Source organism: Streptomyces sp. MI02-7b (assembly GCF_033793585.1).
Classification (GTDB): domain Bacteria; phylum Actinomycetota; class Actinomycetes; order Streptomycetales; family Streptomycetaceae; genus Actinacidiphila.
Map to the genome: position 1 here is coordinate 34,831 of NZ_JARAWX010000011.1, position 19,205 is coordinate 54,035.

General features: G+C 73.7%; 20 protein-coding genes. 7 read left to right on the forward strand and 13 right to left on the reverse strand.

Going from position 1 to position 19,205, the window contains the following annotated elements; all coding sequences use genetic code 11:
* Nucleotides 1-11: 11 nt before the first annotated feature.
* Complete coding sequence (locus PV364_RS19405) at nucleotides 12-596, reverse strand: hypothetical protein (RefSeq protein ID WP_319661342.1); 585 nt, start codon at nucleotides 594-596, stop codon at nucleotides 12-14.
* Between the two features lie 95 nt (nucleotides 597-691).
* On the reverse strand, nucleotides 692-1,267 hold the full coding sequence (locus PV364_RS19410; RefSeq protein WP_319661343.1) for a TetR/AcrR family transcriptional regulator: 576 nt from the start codon (nucleotides 1,265-1,267) through the stop codon (nucleotides 692-694).
* Nucleotides 1,268-1,328: 61 nt separating this feature from the next.
* On the opposite strand from PV364_RS19410, the gene PV364_RS19415 reads away from it, so the two are divergent.
* Nucleotides 1,329-2,108: an SDR family NAD(P)-dependent oxidoreductase gene (locus PV364_RS19415; protein WP_319661344.1), complete on the forward strand. Its 780-nt coding sequence runs from the start codon at nucleotides 1,329-1,331 to the stop codon at nucleotides 2,106-2,108.
* A gap of 9 nt (nucleotides 2,109-2,117) precedes the next feature.
* Here PV364_RS19415 and PV364_RS19420 read toward each other — a convergent pair whose 3' ends face one another.
* The 3 genes from PV364_RS19420 to PV364_RS19430 form a co-directional block, all read right to left on the reverse strand.
* The gene (locus PV364_RS19420) at nucleotides 2,118-4,061 is read right to left on the reverse strand and encodes a hypothetical protein (RefSeq protein ID WP_319661345.1); all 1,944 of its coding nucleotides are present in this window, start codon (nucleotides 4,059-4,061) and stop codon (nucleotides 2,118-2,120) included.
* Nucleotides 4,062-4,165: 104 nt separating this feature from the next.
* Complete coding sequence (locus PV364_RS19425; protein WP_319661346.1) at nucleotides 4,166-5,026, reverse strand: alpha/beta hydrolase; 861 nt, start codon at nucleotides 5,024-5,026, stop codon at nucleotides 4,166-4,168.
* Between the two features lie 53 nt (nucleotides 5,027-5,079).
* Nucleotides 5,080-5,694, reverse strand: a complete 615-nt coding sequence (locus PV364_RS19430) for an HdeD family acid-resistance protein (protein WP_319661347.1) — start codon at nucleotides 5,692-5,694, stop codon at nucleotides 5,080-5,082.
* Between the two features lie 229 nt (nucleotides 5,695-5,923).
* On the opposite strand from PV364_RS19430, the gene PV364_RS19435 reads away from it, so the two are divergent.
* Nucleotides 5,924-6,403 carry an SseB family protein gene (locus PV364_RS19435; RefSeq protein ID WP_319661348.1) on the forward strand — a complete coding sequence of 160 codons (480 nt, stop codon included), beginning with the start codon at nucleotides 5,924-5,926 and terminating at the stop codon, nucleotides 6,401-6,403.
* A gap of 42 nt (nucleotides 6,404-6,445) precedes the next feature.
* Here PV364_RS19435 and PV364_RS19440 read toward each other — a convergent pair whose 3' ends face one another.
* The gene (locus tag PV364_RS19440) at nucleotides 6,446-6,895 is read right to left on the reverse strand and encodes an Lrp/AsnC family transcriptional regulator (protein ID WP_319661349.1); all 450 of its coding nucleotides are present in this window, start codon (nucleotides 6,893-6,895) and stop codon (nucleotides 6,446-6,448) included.
* A gap of 116 nt (nucleotides 6,896-7,011) precedes the next feature.
* On the opposite strand from PV364_RS19440, the gene PV364_RS19445 reads away from it, so the two are divergent.
* Entirely contained in the window at nucleotides 7,012-8,016 is a 1,005-nt protein-coding gene (locus PV364_RS19445; RefSeq protein WP_319661350.1) for an asparaginase, read from the forward strand.
* A gap of 54 nt (nucleotides 8,017-8,070) precedes the next feature.
* On the opposite strand, the gene PV364_RS19450 is transcribed toward PV364_RS19445, so the two are convergent.
* The 3 genes from PV364_RS19450 to PV364_RS19460 form a co-directional block, all read right to left on the reverse strand.
* Nucleotides 8,071-8,265 (reverse strand): hypothetical protein, encoded by a 195-nt coding sequence (locus tag PV364_RS19450; protein WP_319661351.1) that lies wholly within the window; start codon nucleotides 8,263-8,265, stop codon nucleotides 8,071-8,073.
* Between the two features lie 438 nt (nucleotides 8,266-8,703).
* Nucleotides 8,704-8,841: a hypothetical protein gene (locus PV364_RS19455; protein ID WP_319661353.1), complete on the reverse strand. Its 138-nt coding sequence runs from the start codon at nucleotides 8,839-8,841 to the stop codon at nucleotides 8,704-8,706.
* 173 nt (nucleotides 8,842-9,014) lie between these two features.
* Nucleotides 9,015-10,157 (reverse strand): PP2C family protein-serine/threonine phosphatase, encoded by a 1,143-nt coding sequence (locus PV364_RS19460; protein WP_319661354.1) that lies wholly within the window; start codon nucleotides 10,155-10,157, stop codon nucleotides 9,015-9,017.
* Nucleotides 10,158-10,285: 128 nt separating this feature from the next.
* Here PV364_RS19460 and PV364_RS19465 point away from each other — a divergent pair, with 128 nt between their 5' ends.
* Complete coding sequence (locus PV364_RS19465) at nucleotides 10,286-11,515, forward strand: GNAT family N-acetyltransferase (protein WP_319661356.1); 1,230 nt, start codon at nucleotides 10,286-10,288, stop codon at nucleotides 11,513-11,515.
* A 100-nt stretch (nucleotides 11,516-11,615) separates the two neighbouring features.
* On the opposite strand, the gene PV364_RS19470 is transcribed toward PV364_RS19465, so the two are convergent.
* Together PV364_RS19470 and PV364_RS19475 are read right to left on the reverse strand one after the other, a co-directional pair.
* A complete protein-coding gene (locus tag PV364_RS19470) occupies nucleotides 11,616-12,428 on the reverse strand; it encodes an Fpg/Nei family DNA glycosylase (protein WP_319661357.1) in 813 nt (270 codons plus the stop codon).
* A 7-nt stretch (nucleotides 12,429-12,435) separates the two neighbouring features.
* Entirely contained in the window at nucleotides 12,436-12,921 is a 486-nt protein-coding gene (locus tag PV364_RS19475; RefSeq protein ID WP_319661358.1) for a ribose-5-phosphate isomerase, read from the reverse strand.
* A 173-nt stretch (nucleotides 12,922-13,094) separates the two neighbouring features.
* Here PV364_RS19475 and PV364_RS19480 point away from each other — a divergent pair, with 173 nt between their 5' ends.
* Nucleotides 13,095-14,552 carry an amino acid permease gene (locus PV364_RS19480; RefSeq protein WP_415924575.1) on the forward strand — a complete coding sequence of 486 codons (1,458 nt, stop codon included), beginning with the start codon at nucleotides 13,095-13,097 and terminating at the stop codon, nucleotides 14,550-14,552.
* Here PV364_RS19480 and PV364_RS19485 read toward each other — a convergent pair.
* Complete coding sequence (locus tag PV364_RS19485; RefSeq protein ID WP_319661359.1) at nucleotides 14,516-16,288, reverse strand: serine/threonine-protein kinase; 1,773 nt, start codon at nucleotides 16,286-16,288, stop codon at nucleotides 14,516-14,518. The genes PV364_RS19480 and PV364_RS19485 overlap by 37 nt on opposite strands.
* Before the next feature lie 180 nt (nucleotides 16,289-16,468).
* Between PV364_RS19485 and PV364_RS19490 the strand changes: the two genes are divergently transcribed.
* On the forward strand, nucleotides 16,469-17,212 hold the full coding sequence (locus PV364_RS19490; RefSeq protein WP_319661360.1) for an LPXTG cell wall anchor domain-containing protein: 744 nt from the start codon (nucleotides 16,469-16,471) through the stop codon (nucleotides 17,210-17,212).
* A gap of 83 nt (nucleotides 17,213-17,295) precedes the next feature.
* Here PV364_RS19490 and PV364_RS19495 read toward each other — a convergent pair whose 3' ends face one another.
* The gene (locus PV364_RS19495; RefSeq protein WP_319661361.1) at nucleotides 17,296-17,889 is read right to left on the reverse strand and encodes a biotin transporter BioY; all 594 of its coding nucleotides are present in this window, start codon (nucleotides 17,887-17,889) and stop codon (nucleotides 17,296-17,298) included.
* A 327-nt stretch (nucleotides 17,890-18,216) separates the two neighbouring features.
* Between PV364_RS19495 and PV364_RS19500 the strand changes: the two genes are divergently transcribed.
* Nucleotides 18,217-19,185 (forward strand): carbohydrate kinase, encoded by a 969-nt coding sequence (locus PV364_RS19500; protein ID WP_319661362.1) that lies wholly within the window; start codon nucleotides 18,217-18,219, stop codon nucleotides 19,183-19,185.
* Nucleotides 19,186-19,205 lie beyond the last annotated feature (20 nt).

Below are 19,205 nucleotides of genomic sequence, written 5' to 3' on the forward strand. Positions count from 1 at the left end.
GTCAGGCCCGGTCACCGCGGCCGTTCCGGATCCGTTTGCGGGGATGGGAGCGGCCGCCAGGACGACGCCTCCACCAGGACGACGATGCCGCTCAGGGCGAAGAAGATCGCGGCCCCGGTGGTGATGGTGCGGGACTCGGCCCTACTGGCGCTGTCGTACTGGGCGTTGGTCAATGCGACGCGCTCGCCCCGCGGGTCCGCAGCGTCCTTCCGGGTGACGTAGTGGACGCCGTGCGCGTCCGTCCGGACGTCCTCGCCGCCTCCTCCGGCGAGTCCCAGCAGGCACAGGGCGAACACCGCGCCGTAGAACCACTTCAGGCGTGCGGGCAGGTCCCACACGAACCAGAACAGGCGAACGCCGTTCCCCCGGCCGAGGATCTGCGCGGCGCCGCCGGAGGTCAGGGCACGTACAAATGCGGCGCCGCAGACCGGGAACACGAGGAGGAGGACGGCCATCGCGACGGCGTGGGGCACGAGGCGCGGGCCCGGCAGCCAGGTCGCGGCGGTGAGCAGCAGCGAGAGGACGCACAGCGCGCCGGCGAGAAGGAAGTGCACGAGACGGCCGCGCTCCAGCCCCAGCAATGCCCACAGGTCCACGGCTCAGGACGATAGGCCCGGGCATGATCGGCGTCCAGGGGGGGGACGGACAGACACCGCAAGTCGCCGCGGTCACTGGGTGGTTCGGCCCGCGCTCAGGGGCGCCGGGAGGGCTGCGCGAGCAGCGCGAACAGTGCCTCCAGCGTGCGGGTCAAGGTGGCCTCGTCGCTGCGGTTGAGGGCGGTGCTGCCGATCATCCTGCGCATCAGCCAGAATCCCGCGACGACCGAGAGGATCATCGCCGCGCGATCGGTGCCGCGCAGGTCCGGGGCGACGTCGAGCAGGTGGGCCTCGACGTGCTTCTCGATGCCGGTCCGCAGGATCTCGGCGGCGCGCGGGTTGGCCGCGGAACGCAGCATGAGCAGGAACGGGTCGAGGCTGTCGGCCTCCGGGTCGGTCCGGCGGACCAGTGCGGCGGCCACGTCGCGGGCGAGGGTGGCGGGGTCGCTGGTGAGGACGGTGCGCTCGGCCATGGAAGCCTCGACCACCTCGGCGAAGAGCCCTTCCTTGGAGCCGAAGTAGCGGTTGACCAGCATCGCCGTGACGCCCGCGGCCCGGGCGATGTCCCGGACGCCGATGCCGTCGTAGCCGTGGCGGGTGAAGCCCTCGATGCCGGCCCGCAGGATGGCCTTCTTGGTGGCGGCGGCGTCGCGGGGACGAGGTGCTGTCATGTGTACGACTGTAGACTGGCCGCATGTCTACAGTCGTATACATGAAGGGAAGGAAAGTGCGATGGATCTGGGACTCACCGGCCGCCGGGCACTCGTGACCGGCTCCAGCTCCGGACTGGGCGAGGCGATCGCCCGACTCCTCGCCGCCGAGGGCGCCGACGTCGTGGTGCACGGACGGGACGAGGACCGGGCCCGCAAGGTGGCGCGGGACATCGGCGCGGCCGCGGTGGCGATCGGCGACCTCGCCACGGATGGGGGCGCCGACGCGGTGGCCGAGGGCGCCGGCGCCGTCGACATCCTGGTCAACAACGCCGGCGCGTACGACCACGCCGACTGGGCCGACGCCACCCCGGAGGTGTGGATGCGGACGTACGAGATCAACGTGGTCTCCGGCGTGCGGATGATCCGGCGGCTGGTGCCCGGCATGCGCGAGCGCGGCTGGGGCCGGGTGATCCAGATCGGCGGCGGCCTGGCGTCGCAGCCGACGGCCCTGCTGCCCCACTACAACGCGACGCTCGCCGCGCGGCACAACCTCGCCGTCTCCCTGGCGCGAGAGCTGAAGGACACCGGGGTGACGTCCAACGTGGTCTCCCCCGGCGCGGTCCTCGTCGACTCGGTGGAGCGCCTGCTGACGGGCATGGCGGCGGAGCGCGAGTGGGGCGAGTCGTGGGAGGAGATCGAGCGCAACGCCGCTCGTGACTTCGTGCCCAACGACACCGGACGCTTTGGCCGTCCGGAGGAGATCGCGGGCGCGGTCGCGTACCTCGCCAGTCGCTACGGCGACTACGTCAGCGGCGCCACACTCCGCGTCGACGGCGGCACCATCCGGTCGGTGAACTGAACCGCCTCCTCAGTCCGCGACGTGGATCCCTGCGAATCCGGCCCAGTTGCGCCCGATGCGGCCCCAGCGCGGCGCGGCGGCGCCGGGTACGCCGGCCGGCGGGTCGTCGCGGAGCCGGCCGGTGAACAACGGGCGCAGATCGGTGTCGCGTTCGGCCCAGGCCGCGGAGAACTGGCTGCGGGTGACGCGGAGGCTGCTGTTGAGCTGGGCGACGGCCGCGCGGGCGCAGTCCTCGCGCCATTCGTCGCCGGACCAGGTCATCGACCCCGCGGGGGGTGCCACGTTGAGGGCGAGGCTCAGGAAGCACGCCGCGTTGTAGTAGACGAGGTAGCCCGCGGAGGCGCGGTTGGGCACGCGGTGCCCCGGCGCCGGGCCGGCGATCAGCGCCTCGCCGTGCGTACGGGCCTGCGGTCCCCGCCGCCGCCACGTTCTCGGCGCGGGGGAACCGTCGCCCGCGTGCCCGGCGCCGCGCCGGTGGTCGGCGTGGAGCATGCGGCGTATCCCCCAGTCCGGGCCGCCCCACAGCCGGCCCCACCGCGCCCACACGCCGCCCGTCACCTCCCTGGCCACCGTGACGAACGCCTCGCGCAGCCGGTCGGGATCAGGCTGGCGGTTCATCCGCAGTTCCTCGGCCGCCTCGGCGATGCGCACGGCCGCGAGGAAGGAACGGCGGCGGGTGCGCAGCGCGGGGCGGGGCCGCTCCATGGCGAACCACTGGCGCCAGTAGCGGCGTTCGCCGAGGTTGCGGCGGCCGAGGAGCCATGTGCGGGCGTAGCGGCGGACCATGGCCGACCAGGACAGGCGGTTCAGGAGCAGCCGCAGGTGCTCCCGGGAGTCGCGCTCGTAGTCCTCGGGCCGGTGATCGCCGCCCGCCCGGGCGCGGTTCTGCTCGGCGCAGGCGATGGACAGCCGGTAGGCGGTCTCGACGTGCTCGGGCCACAGCTGGATGCAGTCCTCGTAGATCTCGATGGCGTGCTGGATGTGGGCGGCGGGCTCCTCCGCGCCCCCGTCCTGGCCCATGAGCTCCAGGACGCCGGCCTGGTGCAGCCGGACGGTGAGGTTCCCGGGCACCAGCGCGGCGGCCTCCTTGTAGTGCCGCAGGGCGTGCCGGTAGTGGGCGCGCTCCTGGGCGGGGTCGCCGCGCTTCTTCGCGGCCAGCGCCTCCTCCTGCGCCCGGACCCCCATGCGGTGGAAGCGGTACGAGTCGTAGTCGTCGCCCCAGCTCTCCCAGCGCGGGATGCGGTCCTGGGAGCGCGGGTCGCCCAGGATCTTCACCGTGCAGTAGCAGGCGATCCGCTCGTACAGCCGCCGGTCGCGCCGCCGGACCTCCTCGTCCGTGGCGTCGGGTCCGATGTCCTCGCCCTCCATGATGGTGGCGGCCACCACGGTGTTCTTCGGCATGTAGAGGACGCGGACCGAGAAGCGGGGCGGTTTGTCGTCGGCCGACAGGCAGTGCAGCATCACGTGGTACGCCCGCGGGCGGAAGAGGGCGAGGCGCTTCATCACGTCCACCCAGCCGTGCGGTGAGGATGTCGTCTCCGGTGCCGGGTCGGGACCGGTGGGGGTGCCGCTGCCGGGGGTCAGGACGCGCGGGCCGAGCGCGTCGGCGGCCATGTGCTCCGTGATGTACGCGGCCAGTTCCCTGGTGCGCGCGGACTCCTGGTCGTGGCCGTGCCCGTGTGCCGGGTCCGCCGCGCCGTGCCCGCCGCCGTTGCCCCGGTGGCCGTTGGCCTGGCCGCCGAGGAGGCCGCGGTCCTCGGACACCACCACCGGCAGCAGTCGGCTGCTGCGGTGCCGCAGCAGCAGCCCGGATCCCAGGCGCACGGCGACCACGATCACGATGACCGCGAAGATGCCCAGCACCCACACGGCGGTGCCGCCCGACTGCTGCCAGAAGCCGTCCCAGAAACCGCTGTCATCGGCCGCGCCGGGCACGGCGAAACCCCTCCCCATGGCACATCCCCCCGTCACACTCTCCCCGGCGCATGTTTCCCGCCACGGGAGATCGACAATCCGCCATGTGCCCCGGCGGTCGGCAGGCGGTCAACCGCGGTGAGTCACCCCGGCGTTCGGCCCGACGCCCGGGCGACGAGCCAGTCGAGGGCCTCGGGGGCGGCGGTGAGGACCGAGACATGGCCCTCGTCCGGGAGGACGCGGAGATCGGCGGTGGGCATGCACCGGGCGAGCCAGGCGGCGTGGCCGGCCGGAACCATGCGGTCGCGGCCGCCGTGCAGGAGGAGGACGGGCGAGCGGACGGCGGCCGGATCGAAGCCCCAGGGCGTGACGTAGGCGAGGTCGTCGTCGATCATGCCGTCGGGTTCGCCCTGGAGGGCCCGGCCGGCGACCGAGGCGAGCCAGGCCCAGGCGTCGGCCAGCGCGGCGTGATCGGCGGGGGTGAACATCTCCGGGTCGTAGTCGCTGCCGGCCAGGTACTCCTCCAGCGGGGCGCGGCCCGCGGCGGACGCCCTCAGTTCGGCCACGCTCGACGGGCACATCCCGGCGAACCAGTCGATTCCCTCGGCGCCGTACGGGGCGAGCCCGGCGCCGCTGACCGTCGCGACCACGCGGTCCGGGAGCAGCGCGGCGCACGCGAGGGCGTGCGGGCCTCCGCCGGAGTGGCCGAGCACGGCGAACCGCTCGATTCCGAGGGCGTCGGCGACGGCGGCGACGTCCGCCGCGGCGGCCGCGATGTCCCGCCCGGGGTGCGGGGTGGAGCCGCCGTACCCGGGCCGGTCGTAGGAGAACCAGCGGATGCCGCGCTTCTGCGCGGCCTCGAAGAGGGGTTCCGGCGGCTCCCCCACGTTGGGCGTGCCGTGCAGCCAGACGACGGGAAGGTCGTCGCCGCCCGCCGCCGGTCCGGTGTCGTAGAAGTGAAGGGTTCGTCCGTCGCGCAGTTCGGTGTCCGCTTCGGTGACCATGCGCCGAGTGTAGGAACCGCCACTGACAGCCGTGCGGCGTTCGGCCGCGGTGCTCAGCCGACCGGCTGGTGGGCCGCGGGGTGGTGGGGCGGGTGGTGGGCCGCCAGGGAGCGGATGTGGAAGGCGTGGACGATCTCGGCGACGCCGAGCACGATCAGCCACACGCCGGAGACCAGGGTGAGGGCCGCGAGGGAGCCGAAGGGCGAGACGATCAGCACGATGCCCGCCAGGAGGGTGAGCGCGCCGAAGAAGATCTGCCAGCCGCGGGCGGGCAGGCCCTCGGTGGAGATCGCCGCGGCGATCAGCATGATGCCGCGCAGCAGCCAGCCGAAGCCGATCCACAGGGCGAGCAGCAGCAGGGACTGCGCCGCCCCGCGGAAGCAGATCAGGCCGAGCAGGATGCTCAGGGCGCCGGTGACGAAGTTCAGTACCCGCAGGCTGCCCGGCACGTGCGGGCCGAAGGCGCCGGCCAGCTGGAAGACGCCGCTGATCAGCAGGTAGACGCCGAAGAGCACACCGACCACGAGCAGTGTCTCGCCGGGCCATGCCAGGACGCAGACGCCGAGGGCGATCGCGGCGACTCCGGCGGTGAGGAGGACCTGCCAGCCCCACTTGGAGAGGGCGCCGAGGAGTCCCGCCGGCATACCGGCGGAGGGGTAGGTGGTCATGACACCCGCCTTTCGCGGACGGACCGAGGACCGTGCTGGAGAGCCCGTTCATCGTGCGTCGCCCCGGGCGCGGCCGCCAGCCGTCCAGATTGTCGGTGATGGCCCGCTTATGCGGCGGGCCCCCGGGCAGGCGCCGGGAGTACGAGAGGACCCCGCCGACGTGCCGCGGCGTGCGGAGGGTCGCCGTTGCGGACCGTCCGCACGCAATCGCCCGGCAAGAGGAGACTTCATGAACGTCCCGACACCGCACGAGAACGCGGCCCGGCCCGAGGACGCAGCGTCCGCGGCGGAGATCGCCGACACCGAGGCCGTACTGGCCGACCTGGCGTGCAGGACGGCCTTGCTGCCGCAGGTGCCGCCGGCCGACGGCGAGGATCCCCGCCCCGAGGGGGCGGTGTCCCTGCCCGTGATCGAACAGGACGGCACCCAGTACATCCCCGTGTTCACCGCCGAGGAGACGCTCGTCGCGGCCGGCGGGGACCCGGCGACCGCGGTGCGCATCCCCGTCGCGGAGCTGGCCGCGAACTGGCCGACCGACGACCTGTGGCTGGCGGTGGACCCGTCCACCGAGGAGGGACTGGCCCTGCCCCCTGACCTGGTGCGGGCGCTGCCGGTCTTCGCCGAGGCCGCCGAGGCCACCGAGGGCGCCGAGGGCGCCGGTGCGCGGGTACGGGACGCCGGGGAGTCCGGGCCGACCCCGCTCGGCTGAGCGGGGGACCTTCCCCGTACCGGCGCGCCGGCGCCGCCGCTGTCAGACCGGCACGCCCCGCGGTCCCTTGATGCGCTTCATGATCATCTGTGAGTTGACCTCGCTCACTCCCGGCAGGGAGATCAGGGTCTCGGTCCAGAAGCGCTCGTAGGCGTCGCTGTCGTTGACGGCGATGCGCAGCAGGCAGCCCGGCGCGCCGTAGAGCCGGTAGGCCTCCACGATGTCCGGGGTGGACCGGACCTGGGCCTCGAACGACTCGACGGACTCGCGGTCCCGGCGCACCTCGACGGAGGCGAAGACCTCGAAGCCGCGACCCACGGCGGCCGGGTCGACCACCGCGCGGTAGCTCTGGATCACGCCGTCCTCCTCCAGCTGGCGCACCCGGCGCAGACAGGGTGAGGGGGTCAGGCCGACGCGGGCGGCGAGCTCCTGGTTGGTGAGCCGGCCGTCCGCCTGCAGTTCACGCAAGATACTTCTGTCAATGGCGTCCATGTCGGCGATTCCTACCACGATCACGCGATCTACGCGGGCTGATTCGCAATCGCATGCCCGTTCCCTGCGCATATCCTTGCGGCGGAGGATTGGGCGCACACGCGAGCGAGGGACACGTGAAGCACATCGTCGTGATCGGCACCGGCGGCACGATCGCCAGCCGGTGGCAGGGGGTGGGTTACGCGGCCGAGGCCGCCGGCCGCGAGGTACTGGCGGCGGGTGCGGTCCCCGAGGGCGTCGAGGTCACCGTCCGCGACCTGTTCACGGTGAACAGCTCCCGGCTGACCAGCGCCCACCAGATGCGCCTGCTGCACACGGTGCACGAGGTGCTGGCCGACCCGGCCGTGGACGGCATCGTGATCACGCACGGCACCGACACCATGGAGGAGTCCGCCTTCCTGCTGGACCTCCACCACGACGACCGGCGCCCGGTGGTGTTCACCGGCGCCCAACTGCCCCTGGACTCCACCGACGGCGACGCCGCGGGCAATCTGTACGACGCCCTGCTGACCGCCGCGACCGCCGAGGACGTCGGCGTGGTCATCACCTTCGGCGGCTTCGTGCACGCCGCCCGCGGCACCGTCAAGGCGCACACGCTGGACGTGCAGGCCTTCGCCGACCCGTCGGGACGGCCGCTGGGGCGGGTGAAGTTCGGCGAGATCGCCTGGAGCGGCCCGCGCCCGCGGGCCGCCGCGCTGCCGCTGCCGGACACCGGGGCGACGGCGCCGCGCGTCGACGTGGTGATGCATCACGTCGACGCCGACCCGGTGCTCTTCGACGCCGCGCTGGCGGCCGGGGCCGAGGGCATCGTCCTGGTGGGCACCGGCGCGGGCAACGCCACCCCGGAGTTCGCCGAGGCCGTGCGCCGGGCGGTGGACGCGGGCGTGCTGGTCGCCGTGAGCACCCGGGTCGCGGCGGGCCCGGTGGCGCCGATGTACACCGGAGGGGGCGCCGTGGACCTCGCGGCGGCCGGCGGCGTGCTGGCGGGGACGCTGCGTGCCGGGCAGGCGAGGATCGCCGTGCTCGCCGCGCTGCTCTCGGCGCGGGACACCGCGGAGCGCACGCAGGCGCTGCGGCGCATCGTCGGGACCGCGCAGGAGCGTACGCCCGCGGCCGCCTGAGTCCGCGTCAGCGCCCCTTCCCGCCGGCCGCGGAGGGCCGTTCGGCCCGCACCATCAGAGATTGATCTGGTTGATGGTGTCCGCCAGCGAGTCGAGGAACTTGTTGATCGCGGGCGCCATGCCCGTGGAAGCCAGGAAGAAGCCGAACAGCGCGGCGACGATCGCCGGTCCGACTTTGAGTGTTTTGCCCCTGATGAGCACGACCATGATGATCGCCAACAAGAGCACCACGGACAGGGAGATGGCCACTGGGGATCACATCCTCGGTCTGACGCCTCATCGTTCCGGGGGAACAGCCGCCTGCCGCGCCCCCGCGACGTCCATCGTGCCACCTGCCGCCGACACCGAGACCCCGCAGGGCTCACCTTCCCCGCAGACCGGGCACGCACACCTGTGACGCGGGGCACGGTGGCCGCCGGAAGCCCTCGCGGGACGGCGTCCCGACCGCCTCCGACGCGGCGAATCCCGTCATCGTGAGCCGAGTTCCGAAAGCATTGTGGTCAAACCGCTGCCGTGCGCAGCCAGTTGCCGCGCCAGGGGTCGCCGCGGGCTCCGGATGCCGGCCGTTCCTTCCGTTCCACCGTTTCACGACCGGAGTGAACGGACGGACACGACAGCGGAATGAGCCGCCGACCCGGCAGCCCCTCGCGGTGGCGCCGGTGACCGCCGCGTCGAGGCCGATCGGCTCTACCACCGGGCGTCCACGGCCCGGTTGGGGCTGCCCTGGTGGACCGGCGTGGTGACGCCCTTCGCCCGCTTCGCCGGGCCGCTGCCGCCGACCGACTGCTTCTTCGCGTGGGTGCCGCATCGGCGGACGCGGTTCACCGCCCTGGGGGGCGGGGACGCGGCACGGCCACCTGCTGCACGGGGGCGTGGTGAGGACCGCCCGGCCCCTGGGCCGGTTCTCGCCCTGATCGCGGGCGCCGTGGTCACGGCAAGGCTCTTCCGCTTCGCGGTGCGGCCGCGGACGGCCTGGGCCTTCCTTCGTACCGAGCCGGTCAGTCCCGGCACACGATGAGCAGGGCGCGGTCGTCGTTGACGTCCTTGGCGACCGCCTCGATCAACTGCCAGGCCGAGCCCCGGAAGCCGTGCGCGACATAGCGGTCGGCCTCGCCGATGAGCCGGTCGATGCCCTCGGCGATGTCGCGGCCGGCGGCCTCCACCAGGCCGTCGGTGAACAGCAGCAGGACGTCGCCGGAGCGCAGCGTGCCCTTCACGCCGTGGAACTCGGCACCGTCGTAGACGCCCAGCAGCGGGCCCTCGGCCGCCTTCTCCTCCCAGCGGCCGGTGCCGGCGCTGAGCTGCATGCCGGGCAGGTGACCCGCGGAGAGCAGTTCGTAGTCGCCGGTCTCCAGGTCCAGCACCAGGTGGACGGAGGTGGCGAAGCCCTCGTCCCAGTTCTGCCGCAGCAGATAGCCGTTGGCGGCGGTGAGGAAGGCGTGCGGCGGGAGCGAGCCCAGCAGGCCGCCGAAGGCGCCGGACAGCAGCAGGGCCCGTGAACCGGCGTCCATGCCCTTGCCGGAGACGTCGGTGAGGACCGCCTCCAGGATCCGGCCGCCGGTGGTGCGGGTGGCCACCACGAAGTCGCCGGAGAACGACTGGCCGCCGGCCGGCCGCAGCGCCATCTCCGCGTGCCAGCCGTCCGGCAGCCGGGGAATCCTGCTCTGCACCCGGATGCGCTCGCGCAGGTCGAAGAGCATGGTGCCGCCGCGCATCCAGGGCACGCCGACCCGGGCGCGGAACTGGGCGACGACCAGCCCGGCGAGTGCGACCGCCGCCACCACCAGCACGGTGCCGGGCGTGACCCGGCCCACGCCGTCCCGGTACGGGCCCAGCACCGCCGACTCCACGACCAGCGCCACCGCCGAGCTGCCGTACAACAGCAGCAGGCTCGACGGCCGCAGCAGCAGCCCGCCGAGGAGGACGGGGAGCACGAGCGTGGTGGGCGGGCACCACTGCGGGGCCAGCACGGTCCCCCAGGCGATCACGGGGACGCAGAGCAGCAGGACGATCAGCGCCAGCCAGTCCGCGGCGTCGCCGCGGAAGTAGTCGACCGCGGATTTGCGCAGGCCGACGCGGGCCCGGTGGGCCGTTCTCCCCCACCTGGCCCTCAAGCCGTCTCCTACCGGGCGTTGTGCCATGTTCCCGGCGACCTTATCCACTGTCACCCGTTCTCCGCAGCGCAGGTCCCCCCGGCGGTTCGCCGCCCCGGGGCGGCGCACGGCGAAAATCGCTCGCCGGTACGGGAGGGCGCTGGTAGGCAGGAGCCATGACGGCGGACTTGCGGGTTCTGGAACCCGGGCAGTGGGACACGTGGTTCGGCACGCTGGAGCGGGCTTTCGGCAGTACGGCCGAGCCCGCGGAGGAGCGGGAGTTCGACCGCTCGGTGACGGAGACCGGGCGGTCGCTCGCCGCCTGGGACGGCGACGAGATCGTCGGCACGGCGGGGGCCTTCTCCTTCCGCCTGGCGGTACCGGGCGGCGCGGTGGTGCCCGCGGCCGGCGTGACGATGGTGAGCGTCGCCGCGACGCACCGGCGCCGGGGGGTGCTGACCGCGATGATGCGGCGGCAGCTGGACGACGTGCGCGGGCTCGGCGAGCCGCTGGCGGTGCTGACCGCCTCGGAACCGGCCATTTACGGCCGCTTCGGCTACGCGGTGGTCACCGACCAGATGCTCGTGGACATCGACACCGTGCGCGCGGGCCTGACGGTTCCGGACGGCGCCGACGACGTACGGCTGCGCTTCGCGGACCTGGAGGGGTCGGTGCCGGCGTGCGAGGCGGTCTACGCCCGACTGGTCCCGGGCCGCCCGGGCATGCTGGAGCGGCGGCCCGGATGGGAGCGCAAGGGGGTACTGGACGCGGAGGCGTACCGCGACGGCGCGTCGAACCTGCAGTGCGTGCTCGCCGAGCGGGACGGCGAGGTGGTCGGTTATGTGCGCTACGCGGTCAAGAGTTCCTGGAACGCCCACGGGCCCGACGGCACCGTCGTACTGCGCGACCTGGAGTCGCTGGACCCGGCGGCCCGCGGCGCGCTGTGGCGCTACCTGTTCGGCATCGACCTGACCTGCCGGGTGACCGCCCGCAACCGCCCGGCTGACGACGCGATCCTGCACATGGTGGACGACGTGCGCCGCTGCGGCGTGCGCTTCCGGGACGGCATGCTGCTGCGCCCGGTCGAGGTGGGCGCCGCCCTCGCGGCCCGTACGTACACCGCGCCGGTGGACGTCGTGCTGGAGGTCGAGGACCCCTTCTGCCCCTGGAACGAGGGCCGGTGGCGGCTCTGCGGCGACGCCAAGGGCGCGTCGTGCGAGCGCACCACCGACCCGGCGGACCTCGCGCTGTCCGCGCGGGAGCTGGGCGCGGCCTACCTGGGCGGCACCTCGCTCACCGCGCTGGAGCGCGCCGGCCGGGTACGGGAACTGCGCCGCGGAGCGCTGAAGGATGCCTCGGTCGCCTTCGGCAGCGACATCGCTCCCTGGCTGCCGCACGGCTTCTGAGCGGACCGCCGGCAGCCGGGCAGCGGAAGGGGTTCCGCGCCGCGAGCGCGGCGGTGCGGAACCGGCGCCCCGGGGGCCGCAGCCCCGCCCGCCTTCCGCCTCAGGCCGAAGGCTGACACCCCGGGCACCAGAAGAGGTTCCGCGCCGCGAGCGCGGCGGTGCGGACCTCGGTGCCGCAGACGAGGCAGGGCATGGCGGCGCGGCGGTAGACGTAGACCTCGCCGCCGTGGTCGTCGACGCGCGGCGGCCGGCCCATGGCCTCGGGTGTGTGCTCGGGCCGTACGGTGTCGATCCGGTTGTTGCGCACTCCCTCGCGCATGAGCGCCACCAGGTCGTCCCAGACCGCCCGCCACCGGGCGGGGCCCAGGTCGCGGCCCGCCGTGTACGGGTCGATGCCGTGCCGGAAGAGGACCTCGGCGCGGTAGACGTTGCCGACGCCCGCGACGACCTTCTGGTCCATCAGCAGGGCGGCGATGCTGGTGCGGCTGCGCGCTATTCGGGACCACGCGCGGTCGCCGGTGTCGGCGGGGCGCAGCGGGTCGGGGCCGAGGCGGTCGTGGATCGCCTGCTTCTCCCCGTCCGTGATGAGCTCGCAGGCCGTGGGGCCGCGCAGGTCCATGTGGTGGTCGGCGGTGGCCAGCCGGAGCCGGACCTGGCCGACGGGCGCGCCGCCCGGCCCGGCGCCGAAGCCGCTCTTGCCGTAGAGGCCGAGGTGCACATGGACCCAGCCGAGCGGCCCGAAGCCCAGGAAGAGGTGCTTGCCGTGGGCCTCCGCGCCCTGCAGCACCTGGCCGTCCAGGAGCGCGGCACCGTCGGAGAACTTGCCCTGCGGACTGCTCGCGCGGACCACGCGGCCGCCGAAGCGCTCCTCGTGGTCCGCGGCGAGGCGGTGGATCGTATGCCCTTCGGGCATGCCCGGATCAGCCCTCCCGGGGGTCGGCCGGGACGGGCGGCAGTTCGCCGGTGGCCTCGTAGGCGGTGAGCATGCCGATGCGGCGGGAGTGCCGCTCCTCACCCGAGTACGGGGTGTTCAGGAAGACCTCGATGAACCGGGTCGCGTCCTCGCGGGAGTGCATGCGGGCGCCGACGCTGATGACGTTGGCGTTGTTGTGCTCGCGGCCCAGGGTGGCGGTCTCCTCGCTCCACGCGAGCACGGCGCGCACGCCCTTGACCTTGTTCGCCGCGATGGCCTCGCCGTTGCCGGAGCCGCCGATGACGATGCCGCGGGCGTCGGGGTCGGCGGCGGCGCCCTCGGCGGCGCGCAGGCAGAACGGCGGGTAGTCGTCCTGGGCGTCGTAGACGTGCGGTCCGCAGTCGACGGGCTCGTGGCCGTTGGCCTTGAGCCACTCGACGAGGTGGTTCTTCAGTTCGAAGCCGGCATGGTCGGAGCCGAGGTACACGCGCATAGCGTCGAGTGTGGCACGGCGGCCCCCGAGGGTGGCGACCCGGGTGCTCCGAGTGAGGGGGCGGAGGCGCCATGTGGTGTACGTGAGGGAGATCTGAGGTGGATTTGAGGTGAGGACAACAAAACGGAATCAAAGGTTCCCGCGGTCGCCGCGGCAGTGTTTCATGCCACCCCATGAGTACACGTCCCCCCACACCAGTGGCCGACTCCCCCGCCGAGGCCCACCAGGCCGCGCCGGAGTCCGGCTCCGGCCTGCAGGCCGGGCTCAAGAACCGCCATCTGTCGATGATCGCGATCGGCGGTGTGATCGGCGCCGGCCTGTTCGTGGGCTCCGGCTCCGGCATCGCCGCCGCGGGCCCCGGCATCCTCGTCTCCTACGCCCTCGTCGGCGTCATGGTCGTCTTCGTGATGCGCATGCTCGGCGAGATGGCCGCGGCCAACCCGACCTCGGGCTCCTTCTCCGCGTACGCGGACCGCGCGCTCGGCCGGTGGGCCGGCTTCTCGATCGGCTGGCTGTACTGGTTCTTCTGGGTTGTGGTGCTGGCGGTCGAGGCGACCGCCGGTGCCAAGATCCTGGAGGGCTGGGTGCCCGCCGTGCCGCAGTGGGCCTGGGCGCTGATCGTGATGACCGTGCTGACCGCGACCAACCTGGCCTCGGTCGCCTCGTACGGCGAGTTCGAGTTCTGGTTCGCCGGCATCAAGGTCGTGGCCATCGGCGGCTTCATCGTGCTGGGCGCGCTCGCCGTCTTCGGTGTGCTCCCCGGTGCGCACAACGACGCCGTGGGACTGGCCCATCTGACCGACCACGGCGGATTCCTGCCGAACGGACCGGGCAAGATCCTCACCGGCGTGCTGCTGGTCGTCTTCTCCTTCATGGGCAGCGAGATCGTCACCCTGGCCGCCGGCGAGTCCGAGGACCCCGAGCGCGCCGTCACCAGGGCCACCAACAGCGTGATCTGGCGGATCGGCGTCTTCTACCTGGGCTCGATCCTCGTCGTCGTCTCGCTGCTGCCCTGGAACGACCCGGCGATCGCCAAGGACGGCTCCTACGTCGCGGCGCTGAACACCATCGGCATCCCGCACGCCGGCCAGATCATGAACGTGATCGTGCTGACCGCCGTGCTGTCCTGCCTGAACTCCGGCCTCTACACGGCCTCCCGCATGGCGTTCTCGCTCGGCCGGCGCGGTGACGCGCCCAAGGCGTTCGGCCGCACCAGCCCGCGCGGTGTGCCGCGCGCGGCGATCCTCGGCTCGGTGGTGTTCGGCTTCGTCGCCGTCTTCTTCAACTACCGGTACCCGGACACCGTCTTCCACTTCCTGCTCAACGCCTCCGGCGCGATCGCGCTGTTCGTGTGGCTGGTGATCTGCTGCTCCCAGCTGCGCATGCGGCGGATCATCGTGCGCGAGGCGCCGGAGCGGCTGCGGGTGCGGATGTGGCTGTACCCGTACCTGACCTGGGCGACCATCGCGATGATCGTGTTCGTGCTGGGCTACATGCTCACCGACGGCACCGACGGCGGAGGCCGCGACCAGGTGGTCGTCTCGGTCCTGGTGGCGCTCGGCGTGATCGGCGTCGCGGTGGCCCGCCAGCTGCTTCACAAGGGCCGGAAGGACGCGGTCACCTCCTCGTAGACCGAGAGCGCGGCGGGCTCGCCGGCCGCCGCGTACCAGATGTTGACCTGGTACGACTTGCCTCCCTCGGTGAAGCCGAGCTGCCGCGCCTTCCACGGCACGCCGGCCTGGGTGAAGGAGTAGTCCCACACGACGGCCGGACGGCCGCGGAACGTCGTCCGCTCCAGCCGGATCTTCCGGTAGTCGGGCACGTCGTGGGAGCCCGCCTCGAAGTCCTGCCACTGCTTCAGCAGATCGCCGCCCCGTGCGAGTGCGTACGAGGCGGCGATCTCCTGTTGTCCGTCCGGGGCGTGGTAGTGGACGTTGGACGGGCTCTTGGCCGTACGGGTCCAGCCGTGCGGGGGCTGCCAGGCGAAGCCGGTCTCGTTGCGGCCGGAGGACGCCGTCGTGGGTGCGGCCGCGGGCGCCGTGGTGGCCGGCGCCGTCGCGGTCGCCGGGGGGCGGCTGGTGCCGGCGACGACGGGGCCCTCGCGGTGGCCGGTGCGGGACGCCGTGAGCACGACCACGGTCGCGGCGACGGCGGCCGCGGTCAGGCCCGCGCCGGCGAGCAGGGCGGCGCGGCGGAACCGGGAGCGTGCCGGGGACGGGGCCGGCGCCCCGGGAGGCAGCGACGGAACGGGCGGCGTGGCGGGTTCGGGCGCCGGCGCGGGTTCCGGAGCGGGCGCGGGCGCTGGTTCCGGGACGGGCCCGGGCGCGGGCCCATTCCCAGGTTCAGGCGCGGGCTGCTCGGTCCTCACGGCCGCGTACGCCTCCCAGCCGGGCGGGACCGCGTCCTCCGGCTCCGGCGCCGGCGGCGCGGGCTCGGGTACCGGAGGCGGGGCGGACCCGCCCACCGCGAGCGTGGGGACGTACCCCTCCTCCGCGGGCGGCGGGGCCTGCCGGGTCACGACGGCGGGTCCACCCGGCGGGTCCGCCAGGGCCGCCAGCGCCTCGTCGAGCAGGTCCAGGGTCGGCCGCTCCTCCGGGTCCTTGCGCAGCAGGGCCGCCAGCGTCTCGCGCAGCGGGCCCGCATCCGGGGGCAGTTGGGGCTCCTCGTACAGCACGGCGTGCAACGTGGCCAGCGTGGTGGGACGGGCGAAGGGCGACTGCCCGGCCAGGGCCGCGCACAAGGTGGCGCCCAGCGACCACAGGTCGGACGGCGGCCCCTGCTGCCGGCCCTCGATGCGCTCGGGGGCCATGTAGTCCGGCGAGCCGATGAGCATCCCGGCCATGGTGAGCGCGGCGGAGTCCTGGATCGCGGCGATCCCGAAGTCGGTGAGGACCACCCGCCCGCGGGTGTCGATCAGGACGTTGCCGGGTTTGATGTCGCGGTGCAGCACGCCGACCGCGTGCACCTCGCGCAGCGCCCGCGCCAGGCCGGTGGCGATCCGTACGGCCTCGGCCCGGCCGACCGGGCCGTCCTGCACCAGCACCTGTTCCAGGGACCGGCAGTCGACCAGTTCCATGACGATCCAGAGCCGGTCCGCCTCCTGGACCACGTCGTAGACGCGCACCACGTTGGGGTGGTCGATGCGGGCGGTCGCGCGCGCCTCGCGCAGGGTGCGCTCGCGCCGCACGCGCGCGTCCTCGGCCGCCATGTCGTCCAGCCGCATCTCCTTGACCGCGACCTGGCGGTCGAGGACCTCGTCCACGGCCCGCCACACCCGGCCCATCCCGCCCTGGCCGATCGGCTCCGCCAGCCGGTAGCGGCCCACCACCAGCCGGCCCCGCACTTCGCCGCTCGTGTTCCCCACCATGCCCGGACTCCCCACTGCGGGAGGAATTCCCCCTGCCCCTCAATTCCTGTCCGGTATCGCATCATTCACGACGGGTCCGGGACAGAAGTATGAACTTGCCACCATCACAGCATAGATGCCCCGAATCTTGTGGTACCTCTTCAGATACCGCTGATGCGGAGGCAAGAAGGGGGAAGCGCAATGCGCCTTTTCGATCGGCGAATTCACGTTCGGGAGACGGCCGCGGCGGCGGCCGTGCTGGCACTGGCGTTCGCCGGGCCCGCGTACGGGGCCGATCCCGTACCCGGCAGCGGCCAGGGGGGCTCCCCGGGACCCAGTGTTCCCGCGGGTGTGAAGGTGGGCACCGAGCTGCCCTCCCGGATCTCCGTCGACAACTCGACGGAGAAGACCTCGATCACCGCGACGGTCGTCAACAAGGGGGAGAAGAAGTCCCCGGAACTCACCTTGCTGGTCGTCGGTTTCGACGCGCTGAAGGTCACCGGCGTCAAAGGCTGCGACCCGATCCCCGAGGGCAAACTGCCCAAGGGCTCCAACAGCGGGTTCAGCTGCGACGTCGGCACACTGGCCGCCGGGAAGAGCCGGAGCTATCCGGTGTCCGCGACCTACGACCTGCAGGGCAAGGGCAAGATCTGCCTGCCCGTCATGGGCAAGGACGGCGCACTGCTGTGGCAGCAGGGCCCCGTGCCCTTCGGCACCAGCAAGCCGACGCCCAACGCCCCCGACACCCCGCTGCTGCTGGGCACCGACAACGTGCCCTTCGGCCGCGACTCGTCGGCCCGTCCGAGCCCGAGCCCCTCGGACACCCTCCCGAGCACCGGCGCCCCCGACCGCACGACCGTCCTCGCCCTCGGCGGCGGCCTGCTGCTGGCCGCGGGCGGCGCGGGCCTGTGGCTGACCCGGCGCCCGCGGGCGGCCCGGCACTGACCGGCCGCCACGGCACGGCGAAGGGGGCGGCCGGTGGCCGCCCCCTTCGCCGTGCGTACGGGTTCCGCAGACCTGCCCTGCGGTCAGCCGCGGCGGCCGACGAGCTTCCAGGCGGCGGGCAGCGCGCCCATGGCCAGTGCGGCCTTGAGGGCGTCGCCGATCAGGTAGGGCGTCAGGCCCAGGGAGACGGCCTGGCCCAGCGACAGGTGCGCGGCCAGCGCGAGGTAGGGCACGCCGACGGCGTAGACGACGGCGCTGCCGATCACCATCGCGCCGGCCGTGCGCCACACGCTGCGGTCCGCGCCGCGGCGGGCGAGGCCGCCCACGACGGCGGCGGCCAGCGCCATGCCCAGGATGTAGCCGAAGCTGGGCGCGCCCGCACCGGACGAGCCGTCCGCGAACCACGGCATCCCGGCGACGCCGGCCGCCGCGTACAGCGCCAGCGCCAGCAGGCCGCGGCGGGCGCCGAGGGCGGTGCCGACCAGCAGCGCCGCGAAGGTCTGCCCCGTCACCGGCACCGGCGACCCGGGCACCGGCACCGACAACTGCGCGGCCAGGCCGGTCAGTACCGCGCCGCCCAGCACGAGGGTGGCGTCCCGCAGCCGCGACGCGGGGATCAGGTCGGCGAGGACCGGGTGGGTCCGTGCGGCGGAAGCGGCGGGAACTGCGGTGGCCATCGGTACTCCGCGGGGTGGGGGTCTGTTCGGTCACCGTGACGTTAACCCGGCTCCCTCGTCCCGATCATCGTCGGCCGATCACAAAGCCCTGATCACCTTGGTGGTGACATCCCTACAAGGAGTCCGTGCGCCGCGTGAGTTTCGTCACGAGGACCAGGAAGGGCCTTGTGGAATCTCTCCAAACGGCTCCGCTGCGGGGATCGGGCCGCCACGGCGGCGTGCCCGGCCCCGCAGGGGCGGCCCCCGGGCATCGCTCTTATCCTTCTGCGACGGCGCCCCGCTCCGGATGCCGCCCGACCGCACCGAACTGGAGGCGTTCCCGTCCCGATGAGTGCCCCGTCCCCGTCCCCGGCGTCCGCGCCCTCCGCGTCCTCCGCGCCGTCGTCCTCCCCGTCCCGGGTCACCGTGGTCGGCGAGGTCCTCGTCGACCTGCTGTGGCGCTCCGGGGAGCGCGGGGTGACCCCGATGCCCGGCGGCAGCCCGGCCAACGTGGCGGTCGGCCTGCGGCGGCTCGGCCGGTCCACCACGCTGGTCACGACCTGGGGCGAGGACCCGCCCGGCGAGCTCGTCCGGGACCATCTGGCGGCGGCCGGGATCGACGTCGTCCGCGCCGCGAGCCCGGCCGGGCGGACGACGCTGGCGATGGCGTACGTGGACCGGGACGGCTCCGCCTCGTACGACTTCCTGGCCTCCTGGGACCCCGGGGACCTGGCCGTGCCGCCCGACACCGCGGTGCTGCACACCGGTTCGCTGGCCACCGTCCTCGAACCGGGGGCGGGCCGGGTGCTGGAGCTGTGCCGGGACCTGCACGCGCTCCCGGGGCGCACCGTGGCCGCCGACCTCAATGTGCGTCCGGCGGTGCAGCCCGACCGGCTCGCCTACCGCCAGGCGTGCCTGCGGCTGGCCGGGGTCACCGATGTCGTCAAGGCCAGTGACGCCGACCTGGCCTGGCTCTTCCCGCGCCTGGACCCCACCGAGGCGGCCAGGGTCCTGCTCGCCGAGGGGCCGCGGCTGGCCGTCGTCACCCTGGGCGCCGCGGGCGCGCTGGCGGTCACCCGGGACGCGGTCGTGCGGGTGGCGGCGCCGCGGGTGACGGTGGTCGACACCATCGGCGCGGGCGACGCCTTCCAGGCCGCGCTGCTGGACAGCCTCGCCACGTCGGGCGTGCCCGCCGCCCCGGAGCGGCTGTCCGGGGTGCTCACCCGCTGCGTCACCGCCGCGGCGCTCAACTGCACACGGGTGGGCGCCGATCCGCCGACGCGCGCCGAACTCGACGCGGCCTGCCCCGCCCGATAATCGCGGGCCCCGGCGCCCGG

Excerpts from the sequence above, each read along its gene's own strand:
- PV364_RS19410 (WP_319661343.1), bottom strand. The coding sequence starts at position 1,267 with ATGACAGCACCTCGTCCCCGCGACGCCGCCGCCACCAAGAAGGCCATC.
- PV364_RS19415 (WP_319661344.1), top strand. The coding sequence starts at position 1,329 with ATGGATCTGGGACTCACCGGCCGCCGGGCACTCGTGACCGGCTCCAGC.
- PV364_RS19420 (WP_319661345.1), bottom strand. The coding sequence starts at position 4,061 with ATGGGGAGGGGTTTCGCCGTGCCCGGCGCGGCCGATGACAGCGGTTTC.
- PV364_RS19425 (WP_319661346.1), bottom strand. The coding sequence starts at position 5,026 with ATGGTCACCGAAGCGGACACCGAACTGCGCGACGGACGAACCCTTCAC.
- PV364_RS19430 (WP_319661347.1), bottom strand. The coding sequence starts at position 5,694 with ATGACCACCTACCCCTCCGCCGGTATGCCGGCGGGACTCCTCGGCGCC.
- PV364_RS19435 (WP_319661348.1), top strand. The coding sequence starts at position 5,924 with ATGAACGTCCCGACACCGCACGAGAACGCGGCCCGGCCCGAGGACGCA.
- PV364_RS19440 (WP_319661349.1), bottom strand. The coding sequence starts at position 6,895 with ATGGACGCCATTGACAGAAGTATCTTGCGTGAACTGCAGGCGGACGGC.
- PV364_RS19460 (WP_319661354.1), bottom strand. The coding sequence starts at position 10,157 with ATGGCACAACGCCCGGTAGGAGACGGCTTGAGGGCCAGGTGGGGGAGA.
- PV364_RS19465 (WP_319661356.1), top strand. The coding sequence starts at position 10,286 with ATGACGGCGGACTTGCGGGTTCTGGAACCCGGGCAGTGGGACACGTGG.
- PV364_RS19470 (WP_319661357.1), bottom strand. The coding sequence starts at position 12,428 with ATGCCCGAAGGGCATACGATCCACCGCCTCGCCGCGGACCACGAGGAG.
- PV364_RS19475 (WP_319661358.1), bottom strand. The coding sequence starts at position 12,921 with ATGCGCGTGTACCTCGGCTCCGACCATGCCGGCTTCGAACTGAAGAAC.
- PV364_RS19480 (WP_415924575.1), top strand. The coding sequence starts at position 13,095 with ATGAGTACACGTCCCCCCACACCAGTGGCCGACTCCCCCGCCGAGGCC.
- PV364_RS19485 (WP_319661359.1), bottom strand. The coding sequence starts at position 16,288 with ATGGTGGGGAACACGAGCGGCGAAGTGCGGGGCCGGCTGGTGGTGGGC.
- PV364_RS19490 (WP_319661360.1), top strand. The coding sequence starts at position 16,469 with ATGCGCCTTTTCGATCGGCGAATTCACGTTCGGGAGACGGCCGCGGCG.
- PV364_RS19495 (WP_319661361.1), bottom strand. The coding sequence starts at position 17,889 with ATGGCCACCGCAGTTCCCGCCGCTTCCGCCGCACGGACCCACCCGGTC.
- PV364_RS19500 (WP_319661362.1), top strand. The coding sequence starts at position 18,217 with ATGAGTGCCCCGTCCCCGTCCCCGGCGTCCGCGCCCTCCGCGTCCTCC.